Below are 15235 nucleotides of genomic sequence, written 5' to 3'. Positions count from 1 at the left end.
ACGTCTACTTAGAAAGTAACTGCGCGTTTAATGCTTTATTAATGCGATCGCCAGAAGCTTCTAAGTGGGCTAGGGTGTAAATATCAAGGCTTTCACTAAGTTGTTTGACTCTAGCATCAATAGCTTTTTGCAGTTGGCGCAATTTATACCAAGCCAATGTCCGCCCATCTTCAGGTGTATCAGTATTACCCAACATCATCTCTAGCAAAATATTCAAATATTCCCGTTGCAGTGAACGGCGGATACTAGAAATTGGCTGTGGTTCTCCTGGGGTTAAAACTTCTGTCCAGATGCCTGTTTGCAGACTGTCAAACAGTTCTGGCATAGAAAGGGCTTCCCCAGGCAGAGTTTTTAATTCTATATCCTGTAAACGATTTAAGCGATCGCTGTCTAATAGCGATCGCAGCACCGCACTTTGGAACTTTAAAATATTTTCGTGAATTGGATAATCAAGGCGGTTGTTAGGCACTAAACTACCCCAGTGTTCCCAGCGTGGCGGCGCTAGTTGATTGAGCAATTGTGGGGAAAAGCTAAAAGCATCTTCAGCAAATACATACTTTTGCAAATTTGTCAAAGCTTGACGTTGTTTTAAAAGTGAAACAGGGACAAATGTCCAAGAAGCATTATCACTAGGGTGGAGACGCAGAAACGATTGTCCACCAATGTATTTAGAAAGCAAAGTGGCGTTCCGAAAATAATATTTAAGCACTCTATTGAATGAGACGCGCAGATTACTATAGCTTTCTCCTTTCGATAGATAACCCTTATCAAGGCGTTGCCACATAACACGGGCATTATCCATTTGCCACTGTGAATAAAGTAGTACATCACTACTTATATCCCAGACGTTGGCTAAAGGATTAATGTCCCAGATATCCTCATCAGTTGCATAAGATAATTCTGGTTGAGGTGACGCTAGTGCAATCTGCTCTAAAAAACTTTTTTCTGATTCTGGAATGATTCTCTCGATTGCTGCTGATGGGCTTGTTTTATAACCATACTCAATTGCCCATTCGTCATAAGGCCCAACAACTCCTGGAAAATAGTCACCTTGTTGTACTCCCTGTGGTGCTATATTCACAGGCAGATAGTCCATCACCGAACTAACTAAACCTTTGGTGTGAGTGATTTCAGTATTATTTAATTCTTCAGGCGATAACATTGTGCTGCCATGAAAATTGTGACGTAAACCGAGAGTATGCCCAACTTCGTGAGCGATGAGAGAACGCAAATATTGATGCACATACTCCTTCATCGTTTCACTACTAGATGTAGTATTTGGCAAAATTGACAACGCCAGCGCCCCCATCGCGGCTTGATTTGAAGACTCCATACCATAGCAGAACTCAGAGTCTGAAGGCAGATAATTATTAGCTTTTAGTTTTTGACTTCCCCAAAGGGCTTGACATGAGTTTTTGCCCCCTAAAGATGAATTTGCTTCCATCAATGCGTGATATTCTTGCTGAATTGAACGCACCATATTGGCATCTACAATAATGTCTGCATCCAATATTTCGCCGGTGAATGGATTGACACGCGTCGGCCCTCTGGCAAAACCGGCATCTAAAGAGTTGAACCAGCGAATAGTATTGTAATGTACATCTGCGGGTTGCCAATCAGCATCATCTGGCATTTGCTGCACTTCAATGGCATTCTGAAATCCGGCTTTTTCAAATGCTTTATTCCACATCAAAATGCCTTCACGAATTGCATTGCGGTACTCTAGTGGTACAGCATTTTCAATCCAATATACAATTGGCTTTTTGGGTGGAGATAAGGGAACGTTAGGATCAGATGGTTCTAGATGCCAACGATTGATGTAACGGACAAATGATTCGTGAGAATTATTATTAGATAAGTCTTGAAAAGCAGTAATAAAATATCCCACTCTGTCGTCGGCGAGTCTGGGAATATAACCATTGTTTTCTCTAAGTTGAGAAAAACTGTAATGTACCTTCAGAGTGAGTGCCCTGCTATCGGGTACGGTAACTAAATTTGCTCCTTCTAATGCTGAAAAACCGTAAATAGAATCAATCTCTATATTTTCTGGAAAGCTGTTAACATCACCAAAATATGACTTGCGTATATCCAAGTGGTAATCAGCCTGTAAAGAATATTTTAATATGGTACTTAATCCCGGAAAATCCTGCATTAACAGTTCATTTAAGCTGATCAGAATATTTTCATTCTCTGGATCAATATTGGCGATTTCGAGAGAATAAAGAACTGAGTCGCTAAATGAACGAGCAAGCGATCGCTGTTCCGGTTTACTTTCTGCACGGAATTTTACATTACGTACAACAAAGTGCAATCTATTGTTTACTCGTTGGAAGTAAAAAAGAAAATCAGAAAGAGGTAATCCACTATAAATACCACTTTCCCCAACACCCGATTCTAATGTCACTATCGCTAGATAGTCTTTATTTAGCTGCTCTGGTTTAATTTCTAAGTAAATTTTTCCCGAATTATCAGTGCAATAAAGTGTGAAGAGTCCTTCTAATATATCTATCTCTTTAACAATCTCATTCAACCGACAAAAACCTTTCTTTCTATTTTTAGTAAGGTCGTTGTCAGTACTTACTAAATTTTCAACTACTGGAAGTGCATTTACTTGTTGCACATCAACATCAATATTGGAAAGTTGGTTTGCTCCTGCGTAATCAATTGGTAGAAACAAACTATACAGTAATACTATAAATATAAATATTATTAATTTCCTTATCCAGTATTTCATCCTTTAACTTTCCACCTGAAGCAGTTCTCGTATTGAGGAAAAAATGGGGATTAGTTTTTCGTCTGTAAGCCCTGCAAATATTTAGGGACTACGGTATAAATCCACTCAGCTAGACAAACAATGTCCATAGCCTAAAAGTTGTGTGGCTATCATTACTCTTGGTGGCTCTTTAGGAAGTCTCCATTAAACATCTATGTTCTAAAATAGATATTTTATCCAACTAAAGATACATGCATTTTTTAGTTGTATATGTATTAAAAGCCAAATGTAGCATTAAAAATGTATTTAGTGCTACATTTGCAAGCTGAAGTAATCTCAAGCATGTTTTATAAACAAAGAGTGAGACTTTTAGTAAAGCTGTTATTAAGCCTTTAAATGGTTTTTTCAGATGAATTTTGGAAGTTTATGCTAATCTCAGCTTTTCTGTTACATGGTTAATTGCTTCTTCTCAATGGTCTTCAAAGCGAAGGCAACGCCCAAAGCAAAATCAGCTTTTCTAACCTAATCCTGCTGTTAACCTTCATTCCACACCTATGGAGTCGAACGTACCCTCAAAGATTTGATAATTTTTTGGAGAACATCCTAGAAATCTGTCATCCTAATTTCGGGTGAATTGGCAATAAAATTATTCTTAACCTTTGATTGGCTGCAAGATAGATCCAGATATGCGTCTAATTGGATACAATTTATAAGCAAGAGAGAGCCGAAGGAGAACAAGGTGGTCTTATTGAAAGGCTTTGAGATTGAGATGTATACTGGCACGCCTCAAGGTGAAATCGTCGGTCTCTCCGACAAGATTGTTGCAGCTTTGGATGGGTTTATGCGGGAGCCAGATAGCCGCAACGTCGAATACATAACCCAACCATCCCATAATTACGAGAATTTATTGTGTGCGTTGCTGCGTCCCCGACGGGAGTTGCGAAACTACCTGAATCGCTTGGGCGATTACACCTTGATACCGGGAAGTACTTTGTCTTTGGGTGGAGGCGATCGCTTTCATCGCTCCGATCCAGCAAATCCTTATCATGATTATATTGAGAAAACCTACGGGACGAAAGTAGTCACCGCCAGCGTACACATTAATATAGGCATCAGCGATCCAGAAGTATTGATGCGGGCATGTCGAGTGATTCGTTTAGAAGCACCTCTATTTCTTGCCCTCAGCGCCTCATCTCCCTTCCTTGAGGGCAAAACTACTGGCTATCACTCCACCCGGTGGGGCCTATTTCCGCAAACGCCTAGCCGCGTGCCGTTATTTGCCAGCCACGCCGATCATATTCAGTGGGTGGAAGACCAACTTGTTGCCGGAACCATGCAAAATGTGCGGCATTTATGGACATCAGTACGGCCAAATGGCGATCGCCGTCCTTACGATCTAAATCGGCTAGAATTGCGAATTTGCGATTTAGTCACAGATCCCATTGCTCTGCTAGCCATTACTGCCTTATTAGAAGCGCGTTTGTTGCAAATAATCGAAAATCCCAGCATTGATTCATTAACCCAAAGTACCTTTTCTGGCGAAGAACTGATCACCCTAACTGCTGAAAACGAAGCGGCGGCGGCGGCGGCTAGTCTTGATGCTCCTTTGAGACATTGGCAAGATGGTAGGAGCATCTTGGCCAGAGATTGGATTTCGGAAATGTACCAAGATGTTTGGGCGATCGCAAAACAACAAGGCTTTAGCTGTTTCCTTTCTCCATTGCACAAAATCCTCCGAGAAGGCAATGAAGCTCAACAGTGGTTGCAGTTACACAAAGTCGGTTTTGACACCCAGCGCGTCGTCACTCAGGCTATTCTCGCCACCCAAGAGCGCGAAATCGAACTCGAAGACAAATTGTGTTCGTCCCTGCTGGCTTAACTGAACAGGCAAAGAGGCAGGGGAGAGGTTGCAGTGAGCCTTTCCCCTTTTTAGCGACTTCCAAGAAATAAATTATCCAATTTCACCGAATCAAAACCATTTTCTCTCCCCCTGCTCCCTGCCCCCTGCCCCCTGCCTTTTCCCTACTCCCTACTCCCCACTCCCAAAATGCAACCACTCCGTGCGGGAAGAGTTAATGACAAATGCTGAGTTTCCCCTTCACCATTCCACTCAACTTCAGCAGTACCATATAACAGCTTCTTGGGTTGAGTATGCAAACCAACCACATCTGCATTCGCTGTTGCTGAACTTGTACCAGCGTTGACGGCAATTATCAATTCCTCTGTTCCTATTCGCGCAAAGATATAAAGTTGTCCTTGAGCATAGAGGACTTGGTAATCGCCTGTACGCAAGGCTGGGTAAGTGTGACGTAGGGCAATTAATTGACGGTGAGTATTGAAAATTTCTTGATTCCAGTTAGCCTCTAAAGGAAAGCCGCGACGTGAGTCGGGATCGATTGCACCAGGTAAACCTACTTCATCACCATAGTAGATACTGGAAGCACCGGGAAAGGTCAGGAGGAGTAAAGTTGACAATTCTACACTTGCTACATCACCGCCTGCAATACTCATCAATCGGGCTGTATCATGACTTGCTAGCAAATTAAGTTGAGTTAGCTGAATTTCCCAAGGATAAAGTTGCAGTAGTTCTTGGATTTTGGTGGCGTACTCGGCGGCAAATAAGGGCGGGTAGGGTTGATAGTCGCGGCTTTGGACTTGTTCTAAGACTACGCGATCGCCTGCGGTAAAGGCAATTGTTGGCCCAGTAAATAGATAATTCATCACGCCGTCAAATTGGGTTCCATCCAACCACTCGCGGGAATCTCCCCACACTTCGCCCACAATATAAGCTTCGGGATTGATGGCTTTAACGCGATCGCGGAATTCTTGCCAAAAACCAGGAGTTTTGATTTCAAATGGTACATCCAATCGCCAACCGTCGATACCGAATTTAATCCAATATTCGGCAATTTCCATAATGTACTCCCGCACTTCTGGATTATCGTGGTTAAATTCTGGCAAGGCGCGATTTCCCGCCCAACCACTGTAGTTAGCAGGAAAATCACCATTGTATGCTGAAAGCGGCCAGCCTTCAATTTTGAACCAATTTACCCAAGGTGAATGAGGGCCGTTTTCTAAAACGTCGTGGAAGAAGAAAAAACCCCGACTAGAATGGTTAAACACGCCATCTAGAACAACTTTGATATTGCGTTCATGGGCTGCATCAAGCAATTCTTTAAAAGCTTTATTGCCCCCTAACATGGGATCGACTTGGTAATAATCGTGAGTATGATAGCGGTGATTGCTGGCAGATTGAAAAATGGGTGTGAAATAAATCGCGTTAATTCCCAAATCTTGGATGTAATCTAAACCTTCCATGATGCCCCATAAATCCCCGCCTTTATAACCTTGGAGGGTTGGCATAGCATCCCAGTCTTCCCATCGGGCTTCGTGCAATAGGCGTTTGTGTGGCTGTTTGCTTCTGGCAAAGCGATCTGGGAAAATTTGGTAGAAAACAGCGTGCTTTACCCAGTCTGGTGTTTGAATTTGCATGAATAACTCTTTGTACGTTCAGAAGCGATCGTTGCAAATATTAGCTTCTTTATGGCTCCTACTTATGATAGAGAATTTATTATTTACCAGTAGTTGTTTGTTACTTAATTATTCTTAATTTTATTTTCTTTACTTCGTCCGTAATTATTTAAGCAGACAATGGATTAGTTGAATAGCTTCATACAAATTACTTCTTACTCCAGTCTTGGGTAATTATTAGATGCAGCTGCTCAAAGAAGTCTCATGAGTACAAATCGGGAATATGAGCTATGAATTAGTAATTGTCTTAGGAATAACTTTCCGCCTCCTAAGCTTATTTGATGTTATCTATGAAAAATAATAGATAACTATAATCGCATCAAATAATTAAGGCAAAAAACTACATAGTCTGCACCAATGCTAGAGCGACTGATTCTGATAAATTAACGTGAGTTCGATGAACCTCTCCCTCCCAGCCTCCCTCTCCGAAATGGAAAGGGAGGAGCAACGAAAAATTAAGCTTTTTGCTCCCCTCTCCGTGTCGGAGAGGGGTTGGGGGAGAGGTCAAATAAGACTTGTCGAACTCACGTTAAATTACTTTGCTTCCACCCAATAAATCGAATTTGAGGTAAAAATGAGACACGAAAAACTTTCTCCCGGACTACTTTTGGCTTTTCAGGACTATCAAAATGAGGGAGATCAAGCTTTAGTTACACACAAGCGATCGCTTGGCATTATTGCCCACAAAAGCCCAGTCAAGCCGACAAAGAGCGTCGTTTTTATCTACTGCGACCCTGATGCAGACTTAAGTTATTTATCACAATATAATATTGAAGTCAATCAAAACTCTGGGAGTGTACGGACGGCTTTCTTACCGATAGAGAGTTTAGATGTCCTATCTGAAGAAGATGTGATTCACTGGATTAAGCCATCACGCAAACTTCATTTGAGGATGGACACTGCAATGGGAACAGTCAAACTACCGGAGTTTAAGAACAAAACCGGACTGACTGGCAAAGGAGTAATCATCGGCATTATAGACAGTGGCATCGATCCAAAACACCCCGCCTTTGCCGGACGAATTTTACACATTTGGGATCAAACACTGCCAGGGCCAGGAGTCACAGAGGGCGGCTACGGGGCTGAATTGACGGGAGCGCAACTGACAATTTCTCAGGATACTAGTGGTCATGGTACTCATGTTGCAGGAATTGCCGCCGGTGCTGATACTAACTATGGCGGTATCGCACCAGAAGCCGAATTAGTTATCATCAGGTCAGATTTACAAGATGCTCATATTGCCGATGGTGTGCGTTACATTTTCCGAATTGCTAGAGAATTGGGACGTTCAGCTGTGGTCAATCTCAGCTTGGGTGGACACGCTGATGCCCATGATGGCAGTGATTCCTTATCCAAAGTCATTGACGCAGAAACTGGCCCTGGAAGAATAGTTTGCTGTGCTGCGGGTAATGAAGGAAACGACAACATTCATGGCCAAGCGAAAATACCCAGTGGACGCACTCGTGGTATCCGCTTTAATGTTCCTTTGAATCAAGTAGGCATAGTTTGGTTAAATGCTTGGTATTGCAAAGATAGTGAATTGGAAGTGTCCGTGCGGAGTCCTAACGGTTTTGTCACTCCTTTCCAAAAAATAATTGCTGATGAGAATGCCGCACAAGATTACCAGTTACCAGATGCACGGGTACAATTAGCAACCCCAGCACCGGATCAAGCCAACGGCGATCATAATTTCTTTGTGCAAATCCGGGGTATTGGCCCCTCGCAAGTCATGGGGGGCATTTGGCAGCTACGAGTCCGCAACACCTCTTCAACTGACGCACGTTTAGATGTGTGGACACTAGATGACACTTCGTCAGTGTTTTTCACAGGTAAAAGTGTCAAAGATGCGGTAAAAATTGGTTCACCAGGAGCCGCCAGCAGTGCAATTACAGTTGCCGCCTATACAACTAGAACCAAATACACAGATATTGATAGCCAAGTGCGAGAAATGGGCTTAGAATTGCATACTGTTTCAGAGTTTAGTAGTGAAGGCCCACTACGCAATGATGGACACAAGCCTGATATAGCAGCACCAGGAGCAATGATTGTTTCAACCCTTTCCGCCGATGCCAGTTTTGACCGCTCATCAATGATTAATTCCAAGTTTGTGGTAATGGCTGGTACGAGTATGGCGACACCTTTCGTCACTGGGTTGGTGGCGCTACTGTTGCAGCGCGATCCTAATCTCGATCCGGCTGCTATGAAAGACCTGTTACGTAAAAATAGCGCCATTCCCGGAAAACCCGCAGGCACATTTGATGATAAATGGGGTTATGGAGTAATTAATGCTTTGAATCTATAATTAGACTGAGAAAGGTAGATATTATTTCTGCACAAGGGTAGGCGATAAAAATCTATAAATTTGATAGGTTAGGGTAGACAATTTTTGCCTACCCTTTTTACCAAGGAATTACTGATGAATTATCAGAAATTAGATGCCGCTCTTGCTACAGCGCTAAATGAAGTTCAATCAGAAGAACAGAGTTTGGGGATTTTCATCCATACTGAACCACTTTTAGATTCTGCTGCAATTGCTGTTTTAAAAAGTTTAGGAGTTAGTGGTGTTACCAGTGACAAAGATATTTTTACGGCAACACTGTCACCAAATGCCATTTCTCAGTTGTCAGAGCAATCTTGGGTGAAGTATTTGAAGCGATCGCAGCAATTGCATTTGGTTAGTAGGAGAATAAATACACCGAAGTTGGGTGTTTAATGGGCATTGCCTACCCTTACAATGTGGAGATAATTTTTTGTAGTTACTGTGAATCAGATTTTAGTTTTTCTGCAAACTTACACTTCACTTCAATTTGCAGATTACTTTCAGCTGAACCTTCGGTAATGTAAGGAATGCCTGCTTTACCACCCAACTTAATGCCAAATGTAAGTTTGACCTCCTCAATCTCAGCAGTATTGAAGTCTTTAAAAGCACTAAGAGCATAAATAGTATAAGAGCGGATCATTTGCCGAGCTTGTTGCATCCGAGCGATCGCATCTGTTCGCACATCCTTGTATTCTATGCCATCATCCTCCTCCTCAATTTCCTGAGTTATTTCAGTAGCAGTCAGGTTAATCTCAATCTGCTCAATCTCCCCGTCTGCTTGGAAAAATAGTTGCTGTACTTCTGACATAAGCTACCCCGATTAAAGTTTTGTAACGTATCTGAATAAATTTCAGCTTGCTTGCTGAAAAATAACAAATGGTGTTGTTTCTAGTAACACAGCCATCATTGTGTCTGTCAAGATTATTCCGCATTTTCTAACATAAGGTGTGTTAAATGGCACGATACGCGCTTGTTATTGGCATCGCCGAGTATGTCAGCCCATCATTACCGCGTTTACCCAAGACTACAAATGATGCTGAAGCGATCGCGCAACTCCTAGAGCAATATGGTGATTTCCAGTCTGTGCAAAGACTACCACAGCGCTGGAACAAAGATAAAAATGGCTATGAAATGGCAGCGTCAAAAGTTACCGGCGCTCAACTTGGCCAAGGTTTGAGAACTTTTTTACTAGAGCAAGCTGCTAATAATGAAGCGTTGATTTATTTTAGCGGACACGGTTTTACTATTTCCGACAATTTGGGGCAACAAAAGGGATATTTGGCAAGTTCCGATTGTCAGATTGAATTTAAAGAAAACGAAAATGTTGAGCAAAAATATGGTATTCCTCTAGATAGCCTCAATGATTTAATTCGAGAGTCGCAATTGAGTAGTTTGGTAATGTTACTCGATTGCTGTCATAGCGGCTATTTTTTAGAAAGACAGTTAATAGAAAGAACTCTTAACGCTTTCAGTTCGCAAAAGGATTATTACTTAATTACAGCTTGTCGTGGCTTTGAACGTGCCGCAGTGATTAAGAGTGAAGAATATAGTATTTTCACAGGTGCAGTTGTTAAGGGATTGGCGGCTGACAATGTAGGTAGCAGTAGGCGGATTAGTGGCGATCGCTTGTTTGATTTTGTCAGCAGCGAACTTAAAGGTTCCGTACAAGAGCCGATTCGGATGGGTTGGGGACGTTCCATTACTCTGGTAACTTATCCCCAATCAGATATTCCTACAGGTGAAAAAGTTGCTTTCAAGCAGGAAAATCCCTATCGGGGACTTTATGCTTTTGAATCAGAGCAAGCGCAATATTTTTGTGGGCGGGATGAAGCAGTTCGTACCTTAATTTCGCGTTTAGCAGAGAGTCGATTTTTGGCTGTAATTGGCTATTCAGGTAGTGGTAAATCTTCTTTAGTAAAAGCCGGTTTGTTGCCGCAACTGAAAGGCGATCGCCTCCCTGGAAGCAGTGAATGGGCGATCGCATCTTTTACACCAGGAGAACACCCTTTAGGTAAATTAGTTGATATTTTAGCTCGACAACAGCAGCAAAATAAACCGCATCTATTATTTATCGATCAATTCGAAGAAGTATTTACACTTTGTCAAGATGATGAGGAACGCAAAGCTTTTATTCGCTTAATAGCCCAGGAAGTAAAAAAAACTGAGGCAGAAACGCGGATAATTTTGACAATTCGCGGTGATTTCTTAAATCGTTGTGCTGACTATTTAGAAATTATTACTCTCATCAATAGCATTCCTCCCACATCATTCATCGTTACACCAATGTCTTTTGTTGAGTTAGAAGAAGCAATTGAAAAACCAGCAAAATTGCATGGTGTAACATTTGAGGATGGTTTAGTTTCGCAAATTTTCGCTGATGTAGTCAACCGTCCTGGTGCATTACCCATACTACAATATGCGCTTAAAGAATTGTGGCGAGTTTGCATTGAAGAGTCTGAATCGCCAGAGCCGCTTTTAACTCGTAAAGGTTATGAAGAAATTGGCGGGGTTAAAGGAGCTTTAGACAAACGAGCGACAATTTTGTATGAAAGTTTAACAACTATAGATCAAGCCTTTGCGCGTCGCTTGTTTATGGAATTGGTGCAGCTAGGTGAAACTGGAGAAGTGACGCGGCGGCGTGCTAGCTGGGAGAGATTAGAAGCAATTTCAGATTCTCCACAACAATTGCAAAAGGTTGTAGGATTGTTAGCAGGTTCTCAACAACGTTTAATTATCACTGATGAAAAGACAGTTGAAGTTGCTCATGAAGCGCTTTTATCTGAATGGAAATTATTAAATACTTGGATTGCTGAAAATCTGGAGAATATTCGTCTTAGTCGTTCTTTAGAAGAAGATTGTCAGGAATGGCTACAAAGGTTTAAGAAATCGGATGATGCACTGTTGGCAGGTGCAAACTTAGCTGTAATTTCTGAGTGGGTAAATAAGACTCAGCCAAGACTTACCCCATTAGAAGCAGAATTTTTGCATAAGAGTTTAGAGAGGCGCGATCGCCAAAATCAGGCAGAATTAGAACAAGCCAAAAAACTCCAACAGCAAGCAGAAGCTAAAGCAAAAGCTGAATCACAAAGAACTAGATTTGCGATCGCTTCTGCAATACTTGTAGCCTTATGTGGGGGATTGGCGCTACTGCTGCAACAACAGACAGTACAGAAGAAACAAGGGGATGGGATCGCATCTGGAGCATTAGTTGCAAAATCTGAGCAACTTTTAGCTACAGGAAATCAACTTGAGGCAATGATAGCAAGTGTACAAGCACTCAAGCAATTTAAAGATTTAAGTATAGACAATACTGATGTACTCAACCGACTCAAATCAGTAATTGATGGCGTACAGGAACACAATCGCTTAGAGGGACATACAGATTCTGTTAGCAGTGTAAGTGTCAGTCCAAAAGATCCACTTATTGTTTCTGGAAGTAAAGATAAAACTGTGAAGCTTTGGAAAATGGACGGTACTCCAATTAAAACCCGTTTCCCTATGACACATGATGGTGCTGTCCGAAGTGTGAATTTCAGCCCTAATGGTGAATATATTGTCTCTGGTGGTGACGATAAAACAGTCAAACTATGGAAAAAAGATGGTACTTTTCTTGATTCTGCTAAAGAAAGTGAGAATAGTATCCCTTTCGTAAATTTTAGTCCTGACGGTAAAACTATTATTTCTACTAGTCATGATGGAACTGTAAGATTATGGAAAATAGATAATCTTTCATCAAAATTATTAAAACCATCACGTATCCTTAGTCCAAAAAATCGAATTAACACAGTTTGGAGTGCAGAATTCAGTCATGATGGTCAAATGATTGTCACTGCTTCTGATGATGGGCATATTAAAATATTGACAAAAGATGGCAAGGTTATTACTACTTTTCTAGCACTTAATGCCGCAGTCAGTTATGCAGCTTTTGGTCGTGATGATAATACTATTATTTCAGCTAGTTATGATAATACAATTAGAGTTTGGCAAAAGGAAAAGGACAAAGATAACTGGTCAAACTCCATAACAAGAAGTGCCAACACTCCTTACAAAGTAAAATTTAGTCCGAACGACGAAGCTATTGCAGCCACCAGTATTGATGGAAGCATCCAACTATGGAAAGATAATAAACTTACTAAACAATATTCTATAGGACGACATAAAGACAAAATAATTGATTTGAGCTTTAGCCATGATGGTAAAGTGCTTGTTACTGCCAGTCGTGACAAAACTATTAGGGTATGGAGTTTAGATTCTGACTCTGAATATATATCCCAGACAAATACTGCTAGTTTATTAAAAAAAGGCTGTAGTTGGCTATCAGACTATTTAAATAATAATGATCAGGCGCGCAAAAAATATTTTGAGGTTCGTCAGATTTGTGAAAATACTAAAAAATAACTAGTCATTAATATGGAAGAATACATAATTTAGCTGTATAATAATGCTCAGAAATAGAAATATAAGAATTTAAAAGATGGATAACTTAGATGCTAATTCCAAATCCACCCAGCCTGAAACTCAAAATACTGGAGGAAATAAACCCAAGCCCAAACCTACACCAGACCCTGAAACCAAAAACCCTGGAGACCCTGGAACCAAAAACCCTGGAACCAACGATCAACCTCCTGTCGCTAGTAACTCTGCATTTGTGTCCAGTACACGTCCAGAAGATTCTGGAACTCACAACCCTAACGACCCTGGGCGCGCCTGAGATCCTGGAACTAACCACTCTGGCCCCATCGGAGAGCCTAAGTCAAGCCCAAGGTAAAATTTATAATAAGTAGCGATCTGATGATCTAAGCAATACTGAGTGAAAGTGGTTAACCACAGTAGAGATATCAATTGTCTGATTCAGTAAACTCTTCTCATACTTTTCTTTTTGGAGGAAATTTTATTGCTTAACTAACTCCAAGCAATCGCCTTAATCCATAACCATAACTAGCAAATGGGTTATTAGCAAATAGACCTCTTGCAAAAGTCAAAAAATTAAAAATGTCATTCTGAGCGGAACGCAGTGGACAGAAGAATCTTACTACTTTGTTTAGCTCCGCTCAATATGACAATTTAAGCATTTATGCAAGAGGTCTAATTTCTTTAAGCTTATGTTTTTTACCATAACCTGAAATTTAGTTATGTCTCTCAGCATTAAGTGTAGTAAGTGCGATCGCACCCCATTCTTCATCCCAATTAATACAAATGTTCTATATTTCTACTTATCAGCAGCATCATCCATACACTACCAGCATTCTCTAAAATTCATCCCAAAGAATCAGACGATCCCCCTTACTTGTGGTGGCAGACAGTCCTAAACTGAGAGTGAGAGTTGAAAGGCAGCTGGGAGAAATTTTGTGAAAAAAGTTTTATCAATCATTCTTGGTGGTGGCGCGGGTACTCGGCTTTACCCGCTAACCAAACTACGCGCTAAACCAGCAGTACCAGTAGCGGGGAAGTACCGCTTAATCGATATCCCTGTCAGTAACTGCATAAATTCCGAAATATTCAAAATCTACGTCCTGACACAATTCAACTCAGCTTCTCTGAATCGCCATATCGCCCGTACCTACAACTTTACTGGCTTCAACGAAGGCTTTGTGGAAGTGCTAGCGGCACAACAAACACCAGAAAACCCTAACTGGTTCCAAGGTACAGCCGATGCTGTACGTCAGTACCTATGGTTAATGGAAGAATGGGATGTAGAAGAATATCTAATTCTCTCAGGCGATCACCTCTACCGCATGGATTATCGCCACTTTATCCAGCGCCATAGGGAAACGGGGGCTGATATTACTCTCTCAGTTATCCCCATAGATGAGCGCCGCGCCTCAGATTTTGGTTTGATGAAAATCGATGACTCCGGTAGGGTAATTGATTTTAGCGAAAAACCTAAAGGCGAAGCGTTAACCCAAATGCAAGTTGATACAAGCGTACTGGGATTATCAAAAGAACAAGCCAAGCAACAGCCTTACATCGCCTCAATGGGGATTTATGTCTTTAAGAAAGAGGTTTTGTTCAAGTTGTTGAGAGAAGGTACAGAAAGGACTGATTTCGGTAAAGAAATTATTCCAGATGCCTCTAAAGATTACAACGTTCAAGCTTACCTTTTTGATGATTACTGGGAAGATATTGGAACAATTGAGGCATTTTATCATGCCAATCTAGCCCTAACTCAGCAGCCCCTGCCACCTTTTAGTTTTTACGACGAAAAAGCACCAATTTATACCCGCGCTCGGTACTTACCTCCGAGCAAACTATTAGATTGCCAAGTAACAGAATCAATTATTGGCGAAGGTTGCATTTTGAAAAATTGCCGCATTCAACATTCTGTGTTGGGAGTGCGATCGCGGATTGAATCTGGCTGCGTCATCGAAGAATCTTTGCTCATGGGTGCAGATTTTTATCAACCTTCTGTGGAACGCCAATGCAATGTAGAAAAAGGTGACGTTCCTGTAGGTATTGGTACTGACTCGATTATTCGCGGTGCCATCATCGATAAAAACGCCAGCATCGGTCACGATGTCAAAATTATTAATAAAGATAACGTGCAAGAGGCTGAACGCGAAAATCAAGGTTTCTACATCCGCAGTGGCATCGTTGTCGTGTTGAAAAATGCTGTAATTCCCGATGGAACCATCATTTAATAGTGCTGAGTGCTGAGTTGTGAGTGCTGAGTT

General features: G+C 41.4%; 9 protein-coding genes. 6 read left to right on the top strand and 3 right to left on the bottom strand.

Annotated elements, in window-relative coordinates; all coding sequences use genetic code 11:
• Positions 1-4: 4 nt before the first annotated feature.
• Positions 5-2734: a zinc-dependent metalloprotease gene (locus VB732_RS19655; protein ID WP_323232584.1), complete on the bottom strand. Its 2730-nt coding sequence runs from the start codon at positions 2732-2734 to the stop codon at positions 5-7.
• Positions 2735-3452: 718 nt separating this feature from the next.
• Between VB732_RS19655 and gshA the strand changes: the two genes are divergently transcribed.
• A complete protein-coding gene (gene gshA, locus VB732_RS19650) occupies positions 3453-4592 on the top strand; it encodes a glutamate--cysteine ligase (protein WP_323232583.1) in 1140 nt (379 codons plus the stop codon).
• A 143-nt stretch (positions 4593-4735) separates the two neighbouring features.
• Here gshA and VB732_RS19645 read toward each other — a convergent pair whose 3' ends face one another.
• Complete coding sequence (locus VB732_RS19645) at positions 4736-6205, bottom strand: glycoside hydrolase family 13 protein (RefSeq protein WP_323232582.1); 1470 nt, start codon at positions 6203-6205, stop codon at positions 4736-4738.
• A 613-nt stretch (positions 6206-6818) separates the two neighbouring features.
• Between VB732_RS19645 and VB732_RS19640 the strand changes: the two genes are divergently transcribed.
• Positions 6819-8546: a S8 family peptidase gene (locus tag VB732_RS19640; protein WP_323232581.1), complete on the top strand. Its 1728-nt coding sequence runs from the start codon at positions 6819-6821 to the stop codon at positions 8544-8546.
• 114 nt (positions 8547-8660) lie between these two features.
• The gene (locus VB732_RS19635; RefSeq protein WP_323232580.1) at positions 8661-8957 is read left to right on the top strand and encodes a hypothetical protein; all 297 of its coding nucleotides are present in this window, start codon (positions 8661-8663) and stop codon (positions 8955-8957) included.
• A 43-nt stretch (positions 8958-9000) separates the two neighbouring features.
• On the opposite strand, the gene VB732_RS19630 is transcribed toward VB732_RS19635, so the two are convergent.
• Positions 9001-9372, bottom strand: a complete 372-nt coding sequence (locus tag VB732_RS19630) for a CU044_2847 family protein (RefSeq protein ID WP_323232579.1) — start codon at positions 9370-9372, stop codon at positions 9001-9003.
• Between the two features lie 146 nt (positions 9373-9518).
• Here VB732_RS19630 and VB732_RS19625 point away from each other — a divergent pair, with 146 nt between their 5' ends.
• The 3 genes from VB732_RS19625 (at position 9519) to VB732_RS19615 (ending at position 15202) form a co-directional block, all read left to right on the top strand.
• A complete protein-coding gene (locus VB732_RS19625; RefSeq protein ID WP_323232578.1) occupies positions 9519-12962 on the top strand; it encodes a caspase family protein in 3444 nt (1147 codons plus the stop codon).
• 76 nt (positions 12963-13038) lie between these two features.
• Entirely contained in the window at positions 13039-13275 is a 237-nt protein-coding gene (locus VB732_RS19620; RefSeq protein ID WP_323232577.1) for a hypothetical protein, read from the top strand.
• A 637-nt stretch (positions 13276-13912) separates the two neighbouring features.
• Positions 13913-15202: a glucose-1-phosphate adenylyltransferase gene (locus VB732_RS19615; protein WP_323232576.1), complete on the top strand. Its 1290-nt coding sequence runs from the start codon at positions 13913-13915 to the stop codon at positions 15200-15202.
• Positions 15203-15235 lie beyond the last annotated feature (33 nt).

Source organism: Nostoc sp. UHCC 0252, from assembly GCF_034931145.1.
Taxonomy (GTDB): domain Bacteria; phylum Cyanobacteriota; class Cyanobacteriia; order Cyanobacteriales; family Nostocaceae; genus Nostoc.
The sequence above is the reverse complement of the archived record's forward strand: the minus strand, read 5'-3'. Positions and strand labels throughout refer to the sequence as shown.